Source organism: Pseudomonas sp. F1_0610, assembly GCF_047470865.1.
Taxonomy (GTDB): domain Bacteria; phylum Pseudomonadota; class Gammaproteobacteria; order Pseudomonadales; family Pseudomonadaceae; genus JAZDRH01.
Window position 1 is genome coordinate 48,993 of the sequence record NZ_JAZDRH010000016.1, and the last position, 16,688, is coordinate 65,680.

Consider the following 16,688-nt stretch of genomic DNA (forward strand, 5'->3'; position numbering starts at 1 on the left):
CTGATCTCACTTGAGCATTATTAAAAAGGATGAGGTAAACTCATCCTTTTTCTATTTCAGCTTTTAGCACAGGAAAAGTCATGGAACTCTTGCCTTTATTTCATCATCTTTCACAGCGCACCGTGGTTGTGGTAGGTGGCGGGGAAGTGGCGCTGCGAAAATGCCGTTTGTTAGCCAGAGCAGGGGCTAAAATTCGTGTGATTGCACCTGATGTTATTTCTGATCTTGAAGATTTATTACAAGAGCACCAAGGGCAAATAGTTTTACGTGACTATCAAAGTAGTGATGTAGAAAATGCAGTACTAGTTATTGCAGCAACTAATAATATGGCTGTCAATGAGCATGTGTCTATTGATGCAAAAGCCTTAAATATTCCAGTAAATGTGGTGGATAGCCCTGAGTTGTGCACTGTTGTATTTCCAGCCATTGTTGATCGCTCCCCCATAATGGTGGCTATTTCTAGTGGCGGTCATGCGCCTGTCTTAACACGTATTCTGCGCGGAAAGTTAGAAACACAGTTACCTATTGCTTATGCTCAATTAGCTCAGTTTGCTCGGTTTAATCGCAAAGCTGTAAAGCAGCGTTTTGATGATGTGCATGAACGACGTATTTTTTGGGAAAATGTATTGCAAGGGCATATTGCTGAAATGATTTTTGCAGGCAATGTGGAGAAAGCCCAAAAAGAGATTGAAAAAGCGCTAGAGAGTGGACAAGAACCTCAGGGAGAACTGTATTGGATCAGTGTATTAACAGATGATCCTGAGTTGTTGACGTTCAAAGCGTTACGTTTAATGCAGCAAGCTGACATGGTTTATTACAATGATGCTTTAAGCCCTAATATTGTCGACTTATGCCGCCGAGATGCCGACTTAATTGGCGTTGATAGTGACGAAAATATTACGGCAGAACGCTTTCTCCCGTGGTTGCAGCAAGGCAAACGTGTCGTTTGTTTATCTGATAAGCCATTATCAAGCCAGTACGTTAAAACAGTAGTTAAACGTTGTGAAGAAGAAGGCGTTATTTGTATTCAGGTTCCAAGTGTGAATACCTTAAAAGGCTGATCGTTTAAACGATCAGCACTGCATCACTGTCTTGTAATACGACATAGTCTTTTATTGTTCCAGATTCATAGGCAATTCCTAAGTTACTATTAATTTTTGGAATACGTGGATCCTGACGCACAAAATACAATGTTAATAGTTTATCTTGCTGTTCAAAGCATAGTTGTAGCTGATGCTCCATAAACTCCCAGCTAACTAAGCGACTGCCGACTAACTGCTCTGTTAATTCATCCCATTGATGTTCTGCAAAGTTGCTAACCCAGGGCCGCATTTGTGAATAAGTAGAAGGGTGATTAGTCAGTACTCGATCGTTATACAGGACATAAGAGCCAGCTCCCCAAACAGCATAGGTTAAAAACTGCTGCTGATTTAACTCAATGCCAAAAAATCCTGGGCCACCCATGCCGTAAGTGCCTAAGTGAAAACATAGGCTGGTAACTAATTGGCCTATTAATTGTGTAGGTGTTGTATCACATAACAAAACAGGACGATTAAACATCAGTAGCTCGCAAGGATCAGGGTCACCATACAGTAGGTACGCTTGTTCTTCGCCTTTAGGTAAGCCTAAATCCATGGCAGAGAGCCATCCTTTAACACGCGCTTGCTCTACTTCTGCTAAGGGTACTTGCTTGGCATATCGTTCAATTAAGCCCATCTTTAAATTACTAAAAGGATGTTCTTGCATTGTTGCTCCTATAAAATTTTAGCGCTGAAAGTATCACAGCGATTCATATCGCCATATTGGAAACCTTGTTTAAACCAGTGCTCACGTTGTTTCGCTGTTCCATGAGTGAAGGCGTCAGGTACAACATAGCCTTGGCTTTGTTTTTGTAGACGATCATCACCAATAGCTTGTGCCGCATTTAAAGCATCTTCTAAATCACCAGCCTCTAACCAGCTATGACGTTTTTGTGCATGATGAGCCCAAATACCTGCAAAACAATCGGCTTGTAATTCTTGACGAACCAGTAAGCCATTGTTGCCCTCAACGTTGTGACCTTGCTGGCGAGCTTGCTGTACTTGCTTACTAATACCTAATACAGTTTGCACATGGTGACCTACTTCATGAGCAATAACATAGGCTTGGGCAAATTCCCCGCCTGCATTAAAACGCTCGCGTAGCTCACGGAAAAAGCTTAAATCAATATAGACTTTTTGGTCTGCTGGACAATAGAAAGGTCCCATAGCTGAGCTTGCATTGCCACAGGCGCTGCGCACTGAGTTTTCAAAAACAACTAAGGTTGGAGCTGGGTAATTAGCGTGTTTCTGGGTAAACAAAGCACGCCATGTGTCTTCAGTGTCACCTAGTATGGCCGCCGTAAAGTCAAAGTTACGATTATCTTCTGCAGTAGGAGGTTGCTTACTACTACTTGCTGAGTGAGGTTGATTAATCACCTCATTGGCAACTTGCCCCAGAATTTGCATCGGATCTTGCCCGTTAATAAGGCCAAGTACCACTATAATAGCAACACCACCCAACGTAAGTTTTCCACCAAGCTTAGTGCCTTTTCCACGTTGATCTTGAATATTTTCACTTCGACGTGCTTTGTCCCAGCGCATAATAGTTAATCCAGTTCAAATAAATACTAAAGTTTAAAGTGTTTTTAATTAATATAAATAGTTATATTGTTAAATGCGTATAGGTTTATTTTGTGTAGTTTTGCTACTTTGGCTGTGTCTGCATATATGCACTAGGGAGCGCAGAGTAAATGGGTTTTTCAATAAAATGGTCTGACGAGTTCAAAACTGGGATTGAGACCATCGACGAGCAGCATCAAAAATTGTTCAGCTATTTTGAAATTGTGGACAGAATGATGGCTGATCGCAATGCAGAGGATATTCCTTTAATCATTAATGGCCTGATTCAATACGCTATTTCACATAATGCGTATGAAGAATTACTCATGCATGAGGCTGGCTATCCATTATTATCAAGCCATCGTAAAGAGCATCGTGAGTTTAAGCGCCGCGCATTAGGCTATGAGCAAAAGCTTAAAGAAGGTGTTGACCCACTAAAAATTGCACGTGAAGTACGTAATGATATTGGATTATGGCTGGTAAATCATATTAAAGAAGAAGACTTGAAGTACGCCCCAGTAGTACGAAAAAACTTAGCCCTTACGTCGGAAACAGGCGTTATGAAAAAAATATTTTCTAATATTTTTGGTTGAAATATTGGCGAGCTTAGGCTCGCCAGATAAATTCCTCTGTTTCACTTCCGTTCACTTTTATCCACCGATCCGCATCTGCTTCACCTTGCACTTCCTCCCAAGCGCCAGGCGAACAACGTACTTCGCAGCCTAAGGCAAGGCTAGCTGCTGTGGCACAATCAAGGTCAGTTGTCCAAGGTGTTTGATCACTTTCTAGTAATAAACAGTGCCAGCTACCTGCTGCTTTGTGAAACCAAGAAATAGGAAAACTAGCGCCTTGGGCGTGGCTTAAACTGCCTTTAGTTGACCATTTAAGCGTGCAGTTCAGGCTAGTTTCTAGCCATGTGCTAACTTTGGCTAGGTGAGCATCTTTGATATAAATTTCAATATCAGGCTGGCGCATGGTTAGCTTCCTCATGTTTTACAATCCAGTCATAACGAATGGCAACAGTTACTGCTAAAGGCTGATTTATTACAGCGTTACGCCGCTCCGTGGTGGCGCGCCAGCCATGAGGCGTCATGGCTAATAAATTAGCACGATCCTCTGCACTCTCAAGTAGGATGTTATAACGCAGCACTTCGCTGTGCTCGAGCTGCATACCGTTGGGTATGAGTTGTAGGTGTTTTTCATCGTCATAATGACGAACTTCATCATAGAGTTTACGGCGTAACTCAATAAGGTGATCGTGACAGGGGCCCATGCGTAGTAAACCACCACCAAGGCTTAAGACACGCTGCGCTTCTTGCCAATCTAGAGGGCTAAATACGCTGGTAAAAACCTGGCAACTATCAGTTGCCAAAGGGATACGTGCCATGCTGGCAACCATCCATGTAACACTAGGATTACCTTTGCTGGCGCGCTTAACCGCATCGCGGGAGATATCTAAGGCGTAACCTTGGCTGCTCGGTAGTTGTTGTGAAATTTGGTCAGTGTAATAGCCTTCACCACAACCGACATCTACCCAATGTTTAGGCTGTTTATCTGCAGCTAATTGAGCAAGGCGCAGGGCCAGTGGTTGATAATGCTGTGCTTGTAAAAAAGCGCGGCGAGCTAATACCATTTCTTGGTTGTCACCTGGCGAGCGACTATTTTTATGCTGTACAGGCAGTAGATTGTAATAACCTTGTTTGGCTTGGTCGAAACAGTGGTTGTTAGAGCAGGTTAAACTGTGCTCATGCGCAGTTAAAGGATCATGACACAGTGGGCAAATCAGCATGCAAGCAGCCTTACAAGGGTGTAATAATAGATGTCGCTAAGCAGGTTAAGGTCTTCTGCACGTACCTGTTCATTGGTTTGATGAATGGTTGCGTTGAGCGGGCCTAATTCTACCACTTGTGCACCTAATGTGGCGATAAAACGTCCATCAGAAGTACCGCCACTAGTGCTGGCTTGTGTTTCTATGCCTGTTACTTGCTTAATGCTTTGGCTAATGGCATTTAATAAGGCCCCAGGTTTGGTCAAAAAGGGTTCACCAGATAGATTCCAAGCAATTTTGTAATCCAGTGCATACTTATCGAAAATCGCTAGAATTTTACGTTTAAGGGTTTCAGCTGTATTTTCTGTGGAGAAGCGTAAATTAAAATCAATGTGCAGTTCACCTGGAATAACATTGGTTGCACCAGTACCGCCATTAATATTAGAAATTTGTAGGCTGGTAGGAGGAAAAAACGCATTGCCATCATCCCAGTGTGTTTGGCTGAGTTCAGCTAAGGCTTGTAGCGCAAGATGGATAGGGTTGCGCGCTAACTGAGGGTAGGCAACATGACCTTGTTTTCCTTTAATGATTAAGTGTGCGCCAAGAGAACCTCGCCGTCCGTTTTTGACTATATCGCCTAAGGTGTTAGAGCTAGAAGGTTCACCTACAATACACCAATCCATTTTTTGCTGGCGTTCACGCAGTTTTTCGACAACGGCTTTAGTGCCATGTATGGCAGGACCTTCCTCATCGCTGGTGATTAATAGCGCGATTTGGCCATTATGATTAGGGTAGTCAGCAACGAAGCGCTCAATGGCGACTAACATGCTGGCAATACTGCCTTTCATGTCGGCTGCACCGCGTCCACGTAACATACCTTTCTCATCTATAACCGGTGAGAAAGGCGCTGTCTCCCATTGCTCTATAGGGCCTGTAGGTACTACATCCGTATGTCCAGCAAAACATAATACAGGGCCTTGACTGCCGCGAATGGACCATAGGTTGTCCACTTCAGCAAAGCGCATAAACTCATTGGTAAAGCCTTGTTTGGCTAGGCGCTGAGCTAGTATTTGTTGGCAGTTTTGATCATCTGGAGTAACCGAAGGGCGCGCAATCAGCTCAAATGCCAGCGCGAGTGTGGGTGAAAGTTCGCTAGACATAATGGGGTTTCATATTGAATAAAAACAACATACTAAAGCAAAGCGAAAAGACTGTCTGTTTTGCCTGAGTTTTTTTGTAAATCAATTTATACTGGCGCCGCTTTGTATGAGGAAAATTTATGTTTGATCAGCGCTTTGGTGGTATTGCTCGTTTATATGGTAATCAGGCTGTGCACTATTTACAAAATGCTCATGTGGCAGTGGTAGGCATTGGTGGTGTGGGCTCGTGGGCTGCTGAAGCGCTGGCGCGTACAGGGGTTGGTGAGATCAGTTTATTTGATTTAGATGATATTTGTATTACTAATGTGAACCGCCAATTGCATGCTGTCACTGATACAGTAGGGCAAATGAAAGTAGATGTTATGGCGCAGCGAATTACGCAAATTAACCCCGATTGCCAAGTGCATCCTATTGCTGATTTTGTGACACGTGAAACCATGGCAGAGCATATCACAGAGCAATTTGATATGGTGCTTGATTGTATTGATAGTGTGGCCGCCAAAGCAGCACTGATCGCTTGGTGCAAACGCCGTAAAATACCCATTATTACTACAGGTGGTGCAGGTGGACAAATAGATCCTACGCAAATACAAGTCATAGATTTAAATAAAACCTATAACGATCCTTTGGCGGCTAAGGTGCGTTCTACTTTGCGTAGAGATTATGGTTTTTCGCGCACCCCAGGGCGGCATTACAGCGTTCCTTGTGTCTTTTCAACAGAACAGTTGCGCTACCCCAAGCCTGATGGCGGTGTGTGTCAAAGTAAAAGCTTTGTTGGGGAAGGTGTAAAGTTAGATTGTGCAGGTGGCTTTGGTGCTGTAACTATGGTTACGGCCAGTTTTGGTTTTGTAGCCGCCGCTAAAGCCGTAGAAAAGCTAGCCGCTAAAATGCCTAAAAAACTACTGCAAGCTATCGATTAACTTGCTGCAAAATCGCTTGGTACACGGCATTGAGTCCGTTCGCACGTGATGGAGAAAGCTGCTTTTGGAGTCCTAGTTGAGTAAACCAGTCATGAATGTCTAACTGTGTTAGCTCTGTAGGGTTAAGCCCATTAATGCGAATAAGTAAAAGTGCAAATAACCCTTTTAATAAACGCGCCGGCGAGTTAATTCGGCAGGCTAGCGGGTTGGTATTATCAATGACTAACCAGACTTGGCTTTGGCAGCCATGTATTTGATTATCGGCGTGTTGCTCATTTTCAGTCAATGCAGGCAGCTGCTCTGCATACTGGAGTAATAAGCGAGCGCGTTGCTCCCAGCCTGCTTGTTGGGCAAAGTTATCAAGGGTTTGTTGTGCGAGTGTTGAAAGTCTCATAGCAACATATCAACGGCATTGTCCAATGCTGTAAAGAAAGCCGTTAAATCTTGACTATCATTGTACAGGGCTAACGATACGCGCAAGGCGCCATTGATGTCCAAATACTGCATTAGTGGCATGGCACAGTGATGTCCAGCACGTACCGCAATGCCTTGTTCGCCTAAGAGCATAGCCACATCTGCCGTATGTATTTGCGGGATTGAAAAGCTCGCTAAAGCACAATTAGGCTCACCAATAAGTTTGATATAGCTACGCTGCTTTAAACCGTCAAGAAGTTGTTGGTGCAATGTTTGTTCATGCTGTTTAATAGCGAGATTATCTTGGGCTTTCAGCCAGTTTAAACTGGCAGCAAACGCAATAGCGCCAGTAATATTAGGAGTGCCGGCTTCAAAGCCTAGCGGGGCAGGCATAAACTGTGCGCTGTGAAAATCACATAACTTGACCATTTCACCACCAAATTGCCAAGGCTGCATATGTACTAATGCATTTTGGCTGGCATATAAAATACCCAAGCCATCTGGGCCGTATACTTTATGTGCAGAACAAGTATAAAAATCAGGTTCCAGTTGACGAAGTGAAATTGCTTGATGTGCGCTTAGTTGTGCACCGTCGATTAAGGTTAATGCGCCTTGTTGCTTGGCTAGTGCTAAGAGTGGCTGCGGATCTTGCAGATGCCCAATAACATTAGATAAAGGGCTAAAGGCGACTAGCCGTGTACGAGAGGTAATCAGTTGTGCCGCTTGATTTAAGTCTATGGCACCTGATGGTAAAAGGGGAAGTACAACCAGCTTTAATTGCTTGCGTTGCGCTAGCTGTTGCCAAGGTAATAGATTGGCATGGTGTTCAGCAGCACTAATAGCAATTTCATCGTCTTTAGTAAATAAAGTTTCTAAACTATAGGCAATTAAATTAATAGCTTCCGTTGTGCTTTTACAAAAAATTATCTGTTGGCTAGGTGCATCAAAAAACTGAGCAATATCTTCACGTGCGTTTTCAAAGGCGCGAGTCGCTGTTTCACCTGGAATATGTTGTGCCCTATGAACATTGGCCACGCCATTGGCATACTGAGCTTGTATGGCATCTAGCATAGCCTGAGGTTTTTGTGCTGTGGCAGCGCTATCAAGCCAGATTTGTTGCTGTTGGGTAAAGTGTTGTATTCCAGGAAAAGCTGAACGCCAAGCAGAGCTGAGAAGCATGTGTTGTACCTAAAAGCGCCGCGTTAACGGCGCTAAAACTATTAGTTTTTATGGAGTTGTTCGTTAAGCGTAATGGCTTGACGATTAGTGAGGCACTCAATCGCACCTGTTAATGAATTGCGGCGCAATAGTAAATCATCTTGCCCAGAAATATCAGCACCTTTTACTACTTGGTTGGCTTTTTCAGGAAGAATAATTTTGCTGCTAGCAGTAACGTATAAGCCAGCTTCTACGGTACAACGAGCGCCTAAGCTGATACCTATACCAGCATTAGCCCCAATAAGGCATTGTTCACCTACGCTAATAACAGCCTTACCGCCGCCAGATAAAGTGCCCATAGTTGAGCAACCACCGCCTAAGTCAGCGTTTTTACCAACCATTACACCAGCTGAAATACGTCCTTCAATCATATTAGGGCCTTCACAGCCAGCATTAAAATTGACAAAACCTTCATGCATAATGGTGCTACCTTCGCCAATATAGGCACCAAGACGCACGCGAGTAGCGTCAGCAATGCGAACACCCGTAGGCACAACGTAATCACACATTTTAGGTAGCTTATCTACTGAGAAGACTTCTAATGCCCTATCTTTAATACGTTCTTCTAGCTGGTAAGCTGGTAGCTCAGTTAGGTCAACTGCGCCAATGTTTGTCCAAGCTACATTGGGTAATACAGAGAAAAGACCTGTTAAGTCAACTTCATGAGGTTTAACCAAACGGTGAGAAATAAGATGCAACTTAAGGTAGGCTTCTGGTACAGAAGAAGGCGCGCTGTCGTTGGCTAAAATAGTAGCTACTGTTGGGCGGTGGCTTTCTGCTAAGCGTACTAGTAAGGCACTTTGTGCAGGATCGATATAACGTAGAGCGTGAGCAAGATCAGATGCTTGTTCACAATCAAAACGAATAATTTGATTGCCTCCGGAGTAACCTAGTACTTTTTTGACCTTGGCTATTAGCTCTGTGGCTGGGTTAAGTACGGGCTGAGCGTAGAAAACCTCTAGCCATTGCTCTTGTTGGTTATGAGTTCCAAGGCCAAAGGCTAGGCTAAAAAGAGTAGTTGACATAGGTTGTTCCTTAGCAAAAAAAAGCGCAGTGCAGTATATCTTAAGTAGCAAGGTGAGCTTGGTAGGTATCTGGTTTAAAGCCAACCAGCGTCTTTGTGCCTAAATCAAGCACAGGGCGTTTGATCATAGATGGTTGGGCGAGCATTAAACGAATCGCTTTTTCCTGGTCAAGGTCGGCCTTTTGTTCGTCAGTGAGATTGCGAAAAGTGGTACCTTGGCGGTTAAGGATCTTTTCCCAGCCATGTTCATTACACCATTGTTCAAGGTGTGCCTGATCAATTCCTTGTTTCTTATAATCGTGAAATTCAAAAGCTAGGTTATGTTCTGTTAGCCATGTTTGCGCTTTTTTCATGGTGTCGCAGGCTTTAATGCCGTAAATAGTTAACATGTAAGCTCCCTATAAACTCGTTGCAATGTGAATGCGATAAGCAATAGAGCCAAACATGCAAATAATGCCGAGGGTTAATAAAATGATGCCCCATTTTTTGTGGCGCCATGAGTAGCCTAAAATCATTAAAGCAAAGGCGAATATCAAGCCTACTAACATGACATGCAATGGTTCAAACATGCGAACTCCTTAAATCAAATGAATACTGCTTGGACTACCCTTTCCTTCAGTAGATAACTGCGCCACCATGGCATCTTGTAATGCTTGGCAAATCTTGGGATCAGATAAAGGTTGCCCATCTTTATCAATAATAAAGAAAACGTCCTCTACACGTTCACCTAGTGTAATGATTTTGGCGCTTACCAGTGATAAGTTAAAGTCTAAGAAAATATTTCCAACACGCGCTAAAAAACCAGGACGATCAGGTGCAATAACCTCAATAACGGTATGCGGGCGCTGGGTGTCATTGTGAATAGTGATCATAGGGGTAAAAGCAAAGTGCTTGAGTTGACGTGGCACACGACGTTGGATAATAGAAGGGTAATCCACATCTTTTAGGGCATTGGTTAGCTCAGTTTGGATACGTTGACAGCGTTCAGGGTTATCGCCAATACGTTCACCATCCAGATCTAGCACTATATAGGTCTCGATAGTGAATTCATTTGAAGTGATGATACGGGCATCTTGAGTACTTAAATTAAGTTGATCAAGGGTGGCTACCGTCGCAGCAAAAAAATCATTGCGATTAGGTGCGTAAATGAAAATCTGTGTGCCACCATCAAAACCCCGTTGGCTGCTTTCACGTACAGCTACTAAAGGAGCATTCATATCGCCATGTTCTAAAATAGCTTGCGTATGCCAGGCAATATCGCCAGCACTATGGCGTAAGAAGTAATCGTCGCCTAGGTGCCCCCAAAGGCGATTGATATCAGTAACAGCAATGCCTTCGGCCGCTAATAAGCTTAATGCTGTGCTTTGGCGTGTTTGAATGAGTTCTTCTGGTTCTAATGGGTTCTCTAAACCACGACGTAAAGCACGGCGTGCTTCGCTATAAAGTTGGCGCAGTAGTTGGGCGCGCCAAGAATTCCATAATGTAGGGTTGGTCGCATTGATATCAGCTACAGTTAAGACGTATAAGTAATCAAGGCGAGTTTGGTCTCCTACTAATAGCGCAAAGTTATGAATTTCTTGTGGGTCCGTAATATCTTTACGCTGAGCCGTAGCTGACATTATTAAATGGTTTTTTACTAACCATACAATTAGGCGTGTATCCCAACTGGGTAAATGGTGGCGTATACAAAAAGCTTCAGCATCAATGGCCCCTAGTTCAGAATGATTGCCACCGCGGCCTTTTCCGATGTCATGATAAAGGCCAGCAAGGTAGATAAGCTCGGGCTTAGAAAGACGCGCCATAATAGCACTGGCAAGCGAGAACTTTTCAGCATAGTCGGCGTGGCGTAACTTGCGTAAATGTTTGACTAGGTTGAGCGTGTGCGCATCAACAGTATAAATATGGTAAAGGTCATGTTGCATCTGCCCAACGATTTTTCCAAACTCGGGAAGATAGCGACCTAAGATGCCGTAACGATTCATCCGTCGAAGGTTCATATGGATACCTTCACGGCACTTAAATAATTCAATAAATAAGCTGGTATTACGTAAATCTTGACGGAAGTTTTCGTCAATCAATTGGCGAGCGTCGCGTAGTAAGCGAATAGTTTTGGCGCGCACCCCTTTAATTTCTGGGTGTTGTGCTAACAGTACAAAAATTTCTAAGATAGCAAAAGGAGAGTGCTTAAAGACGTTAATATTACGTGCTTCAATATAGCCATCCCTGATTTGAAAGCGACGATTGAGCTCTTCTACTTTTTCGTCATCTGGGTTACGTAAAATGATTTCTTCAAGGTATTGGTTGATTAGTTCGCATAGCTCAGCAATACCCATTACTACACGGTAATACTTTTGCATAAACTGCTCAATGGCTTGCTTAGCATTGGTATCGTTATAGCCAAATAAGTCGGCAATTTTACGTTGGTACTCAAAAAGTAAACGGTCTTCTTCGCGCCCAGCTAGCATATGTAGCGCGTAACGTACACGCCATAAAAATGCCCGTGCCTTTGATAAAAGGCGATATTCACTTTCAGTGAGGAAGCCAGGGTTAGACAGCGTTTCTAAATGTGTCATACCAAAGTGACGATGCGCTACCCAAAGTACGGTTTGGATATCACGTAAACTACCAGGAGAGCTTTTGACATTAGGCTCTAGATTGTATTCAGTATCATTAAACTTAAAATGGCGCTCTTGTTGTTCTTGACGTTTGGCTAGAAAAAACTCACGGCTATCCCACATGTATTCGGATGAAATACAGGTTTTTAAACGACACAATAATTCAGTGTTACCAGAAAGAGTACGCGACTCTATAAGGTTAGTGATGACAGTAAGGTCATTGCGTGCTTCCTCTGTGCATTCTCGAATAGTGCGCACGCTATGCCCAACATCTAACCCAATATCCCAAAGGAAAGTAATGAACTGACTAATAGGTTCTTTTAGAGTTTGGTATTGCTCATGTTCTAATAAGATAAGTACATCAATATCTGAATAAGGATGTAGCTCAGCACGGCCATAACCGCCAACTGCATTTAGGCTAAGAGTGCAAGAAGGATGATCACCGCATGACCACGCAAATTGGCGCCATGCAAAACGCAAAATTTGATCAATTAGCCATGCTCTTGAGCGAATAATCTGCTCAATATCTTGATTGTCTAAAAAGCGTTGATCCAAAACAAGACGGGCATGCTCTAATGTTTGTTTAAAGACTGCTATGTTACTGGGGTTTTCGCGAAGTTGTGTAATAAAGCGTTGCTCATCAAACAGTTGTAAATCGCGTGGCAACATAGCAAGCCTCTTTGGGTTATTTATGGTTAGTGCGAGGGAAGGTTTCTTCGTTACGTAAGGTTAAAACTTCATAGCCATCAGCAGTGACTAGAATAGTGTGTTCCCATTGTGCAGATAGCTTCCTGTCTTTAGTAATAGCTGTCCAACCGTCACCTAGCAAGCGTGTTTCATAACGGCCTTGGTTAAGCATAGGCTCTATCGTAAAAATCATCCCTTCTTTTAACTCTAGCCCAGTACCTGCTTTGCCATAGTGCAATACCTGTGGTTCCTCGTGGAAAACTTGGCCAATACCATGGCCACAATAATCACGTACGACGGAGAAACCTTTAGCTTCAGCGTATTTTTGAATAACTTCGCCAATATCGCCTAAATGCGTACCAGGACGAACTAATTCAATAGCTTTATACAGGCTGTCTTGCGTTACTTGGCATAAGTTATTTGCCCATTCAGGCGTATCGCCCACTAAAAACATTTTACTGGTGTCGCCATGAAAGCCATCTTTAATCACAGTAATATCGATATTCATGATGTCACCATTTTTTAATGGCTTATCATTTGGAATGCCATGACATACGACATGGTTGATAGAAGTGCAGATGGATTTTGGAAAACCGTGATAATTCAAAGGTGCTGGAATCGCTTTTTGTTCATCGACAATATAGTCATGACAAATCTGATTAAGCTCGTCAGTGGTAACACCTACTTTCACATAAGGCGTGATCATCTCTAGCACGTCTGCCGCAAGGCGACCAGCGATGCGCATTTTTTCGATTTCATCAGCAGTTTTGATCGTAACAGGAGATTTAGACATATATGCCCCAAGCATTAAAAGCAAAAAACGGGGACTATCATAGCAGAAAGTCTTGGTTCTTGTTGTTAGCTAACCTAGATGCTTAGCAAATAAATAAAAACCAGCGCTAGATAATTTATGCTGTTTATGGTATAAATCGCGCCGCTAAAAGTACTAATGCTTTTAGTTAATTAAATACCACACACGTATCGACACGTTTTTCTGGGTGCCTTTATAGGTTGAAAAGCGGGGTACGTGGAGGCCTAACCCAATCATTGAAGGATTGAACATGACTCAAGCCGTAACTATGCGCGATATGCTAAAAGCAGGCGTGCACTTTGGTCACCAAACCCGTTACTGGAACCCAAAAATGGGCAAGTACATTTTTGGTGCGCGCAACAAGATTCACATCATCAACCTTGAAAAAACCTTGCCAATGTTCAAAGAAGCTATTGCTTTTATTGAAAAAAAGGCAGCTGCTAAAAACAAAATTCTGTTTGTAGGCACTAAGCGCTCTGCAAGCAAAATCGTTAAAGAAGAAGCAACACGTTGTGGTATGCCATACGTTGACCATCGTTGGTTAGGCGGTATGTTGACTAACTACAAAACTATCCGTGCTTCTATCAAACGTCTACGCGAGCTTGAAGTTCAATCTCAAGATGGTACTTTCGATAAATTAACTAAGAAAGAAGCGCTAATGCGCAGCCGTGATCTTGAGAAACTAGAGCGTAGCTTAGGTGGTATCAAGGATATGGGTGGTCTTCCAGACGTTATGTTCGTAATTGACGTTGATCACGAGCGTATCGCTGTGTGTGAAGCTAACAAGCTAGGCATTCCAGTAATTGGTGTTGTGGATACTAACAGCAGCCCTGAAGGTATTGACTTCATCATCCCTGGTAACGACGACGCAATCCGTGCAGTACAATTGTACCTAGGTGCAGTGGCTGACTCAGTAATTCGCGCTCGTAAAGGTAGCGCAACTACTGCTGAAGAGTTTGTTGAAGTAGCTAGCGAAGAAGCCTAAGTTTTAACGAACTGAGTCTGGTTTCTAAACTGGTTGAAAAAGGGGCAATGACTGCCCCTTTTTTGCCTGAAATTTCGTACTGTTCCATTTGGAGTGGTACAAGTGATTAAAAGAGGATTGTGATATGGCACAAATCACTGCTGCTCTGGTTAAAGAATTACGTGAGCGTACCGGTCAAGGTATGATGGACTGCAAAAAAGCACTTGAAGCTGCTGGCGGTGACATCGAAAAAGCAATTGACGATATGCGCGCTTCTGGTGCTATCAAGGCCGCTAAAAAAGCGGGCAACATTGCTGCAGAAGGTTCTATTGCAGTTAAAGTTTCTGACTGCGGTAAAGTAGCAACGCTAATCGAAGTTAACTCTCAAACTGACTTCTTAGCATTACAAGAAGACTTTAAAAGCTTCGTACAAGAAAGCCTTGATCAAGCATTTGATAAGGGTTACACCGATGCTGCGCCATTAATTGCAGAGCGCGAAAGTGCACGTGAAGCCTTGGTTGCTAAAACAGGTGAAAACGTAAATATTCGCCGCATTGCTCGTATTGAAGGTGATGTATTAGGCGCATATCTACATGGTCACCGTATTGGTGTAGTGGTTGAGTTGAAAGGTGGTGATGCTGAGTTAGCACGTGATATCGCTATGCATATTGCTGCCGTAAACCCGCAGTTCCTAACTTCTGAACAGGTTTCAGAAGACGCTATTGCTAAAGAAAAAGAAATTTTCTTGCAATTAAACGCAGAGAAAATTGAAGGCAAACCAGCAAATATCGTAGAAAACATGGTAGCTGGACGCATCAAGAAATTCTTAGCAGAAGCAAGCTTGGTTGAACAGGCATTCGTTAAAGACCCTGAAGTTAAAGTGGGCGATTTAGCGAAGAAAGCAGGTGCTGAAATTATCTCTTTCACTCGTTTTGAAGTGGGTGAAGGCATTGAAAAAGCAGAAACTGACTTTGCTGCTGAAGTAGAAGCGCAATTGGCAGCTGCTAAAAAATAAGCACCTATGGTGTGATATAAAAAAGGCTGCCCGTATATGCGGGCAGCCTTTTTGCCAAATAAAAGAAACAAAAGCAGCTTTAGACTGCACTAACGATTTAAACTATGGTCAGATACGGCCATAGAACAAATGAAATGCCGCGGGAGAGAATCATGGCTCAGCAAGAAGGTGGTCGCGCGCCACGTTATAAGCGAATTCTGCTCAAACTTAGCGGTGAAGCGCTGATGGGATCTGAGGATTTCGGTATTGATCCAAAAGTATTGGATCGAATGGCGCTTGAAATTGGTCAATTAGTGGGTATTGGTGTAGAAGTGGGGTTGGTTATCGGGGGTGGTAATCTATTCCGTGGTGCAGCATTATCTGCCGCTGGCATGGATCGCGTAACGGGCGACCATATGGGAATGCTAGCAACGGTAATGAATGCGTTAGCCATGCGCGATGCATTGGAAAGATCAAATATTCCCGCACAAGTAATGTCGGCCATCTCAATGGTGGGTGTGACTGACCATTACGATCGTCGTAAGGCGCTGATTCATCTTAAAAAAGGTGAAGTGGTTATTTTCTCAGCGGGCACAGGTAATCCATTTTTTACCACAGATTCAGCTGCTTGCTTGCGCGGTATCGAAATTAGTGCTGATGTTGTACTAAAAGCCACTAAAGTAGATGGCGTATATACCGCCGACCCATTTAAAAATGCCGACGCTGAAAAATTCGATCGCCTAACCTATGACGAAGTATTAGACCGTAAACTAGAAGTCATGGATTTAACTGCAATTTGTTTATGTCGCGACCATAAAATGCCACTTCGCGTATTTAATATGAATAAACCAGGTGCATTGCTCAATACCGTTATTGGTGGTACTGAGGGCACACTGATAGAGGAGACAGCATAATGATCAATGAGATCAAAAAGGATGCGCAGCAGCGCATGCAGAAATCTTTAGAATCTTTAGAGCATGCATTTGCCAAGATTCGTACAGGTCGTGCACATCCAAGTATCCTTGATGGCATTATGGTTTCTTACTACGGCTCTGACACTCCTTTACGTCAAGTAGCTAATGTGGTAACTGAAGACTCTCGCACTTTGGCGCTGACTGTGTTTGATAAAAGCATGATTCAAGCCGTAGAAAAAGCCATTATGATGTCTGATTTGGGTTTAAACCCAGCAACAGCAGGTACTACTATTCGTGTGCCTATGCCAGCGCTGACTGAAGAAACACGTAAAGGCTATACCAAACAAGCGCGTCAAGAAGCTGAAAATGCGCGTGTTGCTGTGCGTAACATTCGCCGTGACGCTTTAGCCAGCATTAAAGACTTAGTTAAAGAAAAAGAAATCAGTGAAGATGAAGAGCGCCGCGCTGGCGATGAAATTCAGAAAATCACTGACAGCTTTATCGCTGAAGTAGATAAAGCGCTAGCAGGAAAAGAAACTGACTTAATGGCAGTTTAGCAG

The 16,688-nt window shown here is 43.3% G+C and carries 19 protein-coding genes; 7 read left to right on the forward strand and 12 right to left on the reverse strand.

The annotated features are described in order from the left end of the window. Positions 1-80: 80 nt before the first annotated feature. On the forward strand, positions 81-1,061 hold the full coding sequence (locus VQ643_RS10185) for an NAD(P)-dependent oxidoreductase (protein ID WP_414199663.1): 981 nt from the start codon (positions 81-83) through the stop codon (positions 1,059-1,061). A gap of 4 nt (positions 1,062-1,065) precedes the next feature. Here VQ643_RS10185 and VQ643_RS10190 read toward each other — a convergent pair whose 3' ends face one another. After that, positions 1,066-1,746: a hypothetical protein gene (locus VQ643_RS10190; RefSeq protein WP_414199664.1), complete on the reverse strand. Its 681-nt coding sequence runs from the start codon at positions 1,744-1,746 to the stop codon at positions 1,066-1,068. A gap of 8 nt (positions 1,747-1,754) precedes the next feature. Further along, positions 1,755-2,621 carry a neutral zinc metallopeptidase gene (locus VQ643_RS10195; protein WP_414199665.1) on the reverse strand — a complete coding sequence of 289 codons (867 nt, stop codon included), beginning with the start codon at positions 2,619-2,621 and terminating at the stop codon, positions 1,755-1,757. A 149-nt stretch (positions 2,622-2,770) separates the two neighbouring features. Here VQ643_RS10195 and VQ643_RS10200 point away from each other — a divergent pair, with 149 nt between their 5' ends. Continuing rightward, positions 2,771-3,232 carry a bacteriohemerythrin gene (locus tag VQ643_RS10200; protein ID WP_414199666.1) on the forward strand — a complete coding sequence of 154 codons (462 nt, stop codon included), beginning with the start codon at positions 2,771-2,773 and terminating at the stop codon, positions 3,230-3,232. A gap of 13 nt (positions 3,233-3,245) precedes the next feature. Here VQ643_RS10200 and VQ643_RS10205 read toward each other — a convergent pair whose 3' ends face one another. Genes VQ643_RS10205 through dapE form a run of 3 tightly spaced genes read right to left on the reverse strand, consistent with a single transcriptional unit; the run spans position 3,246 to position 5,567 of the window. Next, positions 3,246-3,614 carry a hypothetical protein gene (locus VQ643_RS10205; protein ID WP_414199667.1) on the reverse strand — a complete coding sequence of 123 codons (369 nt, stop codon included), beginning with the start codon at positions 3,612-3,614 and terminating at the stop codon, positions 3,246-3,248. Further along, the gene (locus VQ643_RS10210) at positions 3,601-4,428 is read right to left on the reverse strand and encodes a putative RNA methyltransferase (RefSeq protein WP_414199668.1); all 828 of its coding nucleotides are present in this window, start codon (positions 4,426-4,428) and stop codon (positions 3,601-3,603) included. The genes VQ643_RS10205 and VQ643_RS10210 overlap by 14 nt, the downstream gene beginning before the upstream one ends. After that, entirely contained in the window at positions 4,422-5,567 is a 1,146-nt protein-coding gene (gene dapE / locus VQ643_RS10215; protein ID WP_414199669.1) for a succinyl-diaminopimelate desuccinylase, read from the reverse strand. Before dapE ends, VQ643_RS10210 begins: the two co-directional genes overlap by 7 nt. A gap of 119 nt (positions 5,568-5,686) precedes the next feature. On the opposite strand from dapE, the gene tcdA reads away from it, so the two are divergent. Beyond that, positions 5,687-6,487, forward strand: coding sequence for a tRNA cyclic N6-threonylcarbamoyladenosine(37) synthase TcdA (gene tcdA / locus VQ643_RS10220; RefSeq protein WP_414199670.1), 801 nt, complete (start codon positions 5,687-5,689; stop codon positions 6,485-6,487). Here the strand turns inward: tcdA and VQ643_RS10225 are convergent. From VQ643_RS10225 to map, 7 genes are read right to left on the reverse strand one after another with little or no spacing between them, the layout of a single operon-like run. After that, positions 6,477-6,881: a SufE family protein gene (locus VQ643_RS10225; protein WP_414199671.1), complete on the reverse strand. Its 405-nt coding sequence runs from the start codon at positions 6,879-6,881 to the stop codon at positions 6,477-6,479. The genes tcdA and VQ643_RS10225 overlap by 11 nt on opposite strands. Further along, entirely contained in the window at positions 6,878-8,080 is a 1,203-nt protein-coding gene (locus VQ643_RS10230; protein ID WP_414199672.1) for an aminotransferase class V-fold PLP-dependent enzyme, read from the reverse strand. Before VQ643_RS10230 ends, VQ643_RS10225 begins: the two co-directional genes overlap by 4 nt. Before the next feature lie 41 nt (positions 8,081-8,121). Then, entirely contained in the window at positions 8,122-9,144 is a 1,023-nt protein-coding gene (gene dapD, locus VQ643_RS10235) for a 2,3,4,5-tetrahydropyridine-2,6-dicarboxylate N-succinyltransferase (protein WP_414199673.1), read from the reverse strand. Positions 9,145-9,184: 40 nt separating this feature from the next. Next, the gene (locus VQ643_RS10240; RefSeq protein ID WP_414199675.1) at positions 9,185-9,532 is read right to left on the reverse strand and encodes an ArsC family reductase; all 348 of its coding nucleotides are present in this window, start codon (positions 9,530-9,532) and stop codon (positions 9,185-9,187) included. A 9-nt stretch (positions 9,533-9,541) separates the two neighbouring features. Continuing rightward, positions 9,542-9,712: a hypothetical protein gene (locus VQ643_RS10245; protein WP_414199676.1), complete on the reverse strand. Its 171-nt coding sequence runs from the start codon at positions 9,710-9,712 to the stop codon at positions 9,542-9,544. 9 nt (positions 9,713-9,721) lie between these two features. Then, complete coding sequence (locus tag VQ643_RS10250; RefSeq protein WP_414199697.1) at positions 9,722-12,424, reverse strand: [protein-PII] uridylyltransferase; 2,703 nt, start codon at positions 12,422-12,424, stop codon at positions 9,722-9,724. Between the two features lie 19 nt (positions 12,425-12,443). Beyond that, positions 12,444-13,238 carry a type I methionyl aminopeptidase gene (gene map / locus VQ643_RS10255; protein ID WP_414199677.1) on the reverse strand — a complete coding sequence of 265 codons (795 nt, stop codon included), beginning with the start codon at positions 13,236-13,238 and terminating at the stop codon, positions 12,444-12,446. A gap of 268 nt (positions 13,239-13,506) precedes the next feature. Here map and rpsB point away from each other — a divergent pair, with 268 nt between their 5' ends. The 4 genes from rpsB (at position 13,507) to frr (ending at position 16,685) form a co-directional block, all read left to right on the forward strand. Further along, on the forward strand, positions 13,507-14,241 hold the full coding sequence (gene rpsB, locus VQ643_RS10260; RefSeq protein WP_414199679.1) for a 30S ribosomal protein S2: 735 nt from the start codon (positions 13,507-13,509) through the stop codon (positions 14,239-14,241). 124 nt (positions 14,242-14,365) lie between these two features. After that, on the forward strand, positions 14,366-15,235 hold the full coding sequence (gene tsf / locus VQ643_RS10265; protein WP_414199680.1) for a translation elongation factor Ts: 870 nt from the start codon (positions 14,366-14,368) through the stop codon (positions 15,233-15,235). A gap of 152 nt (positions 15,236-15,387) precedes the next feature. Next, positions 15,388-16,128 (forward strand): UMP kinase, encoded by a 741-nt coding sequence (gene pyrH / locus VQ643_RS10270; protein WP_414199681.1) that lies wholly within the window; start codon positions 15,388-15,390, stop codon positions 16,126-16,128. Further along, positions 16,128-16,685, forward strand: a complete 558-nt coding sequence (gene frr, locus VQ643_RS10275) for a ribosome recycling factor (RefSeq protein ID WP_414199682.1) — start codon at positions 16,128-16,130, stop codon at positions 16,683-16,685. Before pyrH ends, frr begins: the two co-directional genes overlap by 1 nt. Positions 16,686-16,688 lie beyond the last annotated feature (3 nt).

Bases quoted from the DNA above. Each gene is read 5' to 3' on its own strand.
- VQ643_RS10185 (WP_414199663.1), top strand. From the start codon at position 81: ATGGAACTCTTGCCTTTATTTCATCATCTTTCACAGCGCACCGTGGTT.
- VQ643_RS10190 (WP_414199664.1), bottom strand. From the start codon at position 1,746: ATGCAAGAACATCCTTTTAGTAATTTAAAGATGGGCTTAATTGAACGA.
- VQ643_RS10195 (WP_414199665.1), bottom strand. From the start codon at position 2,621: ATGCGCTGGGACAAAGCACGTCGAAGTGAAAATATTCAAGATCAACGT.
- VQ643_RS10200 (WP_414199666.1), top strand. From the start codon at position 2,771: ATGGGTTTTTCAATAAAATGGTCTGACGAGTTCAAAACTGGGATTGAG.
- VQ643_RS10205 (WP_414199667.1), bottom strand. From the start codon at position 3,614: ATGCGCCAGCCTGATATTGAAATTTATATCAAAGATGCTCACCTAGCC.
- VQ643_RS10210 (WP_414199668.1), bottom strand. From the start codon at position 4,428: ATGCTGATTTGCCCACTGTGTCATGATCCTTTAACTGCGCATGAGCAC.
- dapE (WP_414199669.1), bottom strand. From the start codon at position 5,567: ATGTCTAGCGAACTTTCACCCACACTCGCGCTGGCATTTGAGCTGATT.
- tcdA (WP_414199670.1), top strand. From the start codon at position 5,687: ATGTTTGATCAGCGCTTTGGTGGTATTGCTCGTTTATATGGTAATCAG.
- VQ643_RS10225 (WP_414199671.1), bottom strand. From the start codon at position 6,881: ATGAGACTTTCAACACTCGCACAACAAACCCTTGATAACTTTGCCCAA.
- VQ643_RS10230 (WP_414199672.1), bottom strand. From the start codon at position 8,080: ATGCTTCTCAGCTCTGCTTGGCGTTCAGCTTTTCCTGGAATACAACAC.
- dapD (WP_414199673.1), bottom strand. From the start codon at position 9,144: ATGTCAACTACTCTTTTTAGCCTAGCCTTTGGCCTTGGAACTCATAAC.
- VQ643_RS10240 (WP_414199675.1), bottom strand. From the start codon at position 9,532: ATGTTAACTATTTACGGCATTAAAGCCTGCGACACCATGAAAAAAGCG.
- VQ643_RS10245 (WP_414199676.1), bottom strand. From the start codon at position 9,712: ATGTTTGAACCATTGCATGTCATGTTAGTAGGCTTGATATTCGCCTTT.
- map (WP_414199677.1), bottom strand. From the start codon at position 13,238: ATGTCTAAATCTCCTGTTACGATCAAAACTGCTGATGAAATCGAAAAA.
- rpsB (WP_414199679.1), top strand. From the start codon at position 13,507: ATGACTCAAGCCGTAACTATGCGCGATATGCTAAAAGCAGGCGTGCAC.
- tsf (WP_414199680.1), top strand. From the start codon at position 14,366: ATGGCACAAATCACTGCTGCTCTGGTTAAAGAATTACGTGAGCGTACC.
- pyrH (WP_414199681.1), top strand. From the start codon at position 15,388: ATGGCTCAGCAAGAAGGTGGTCGCGCGCCACGTTATAAGCGAATTCTG.
- frr (WP_414199682.1), top strand. From the start codon at position 16,128: ATGATCAATGAGATCAAAAAGGATGCGCAGCAGCGCATGCAGAAATCT.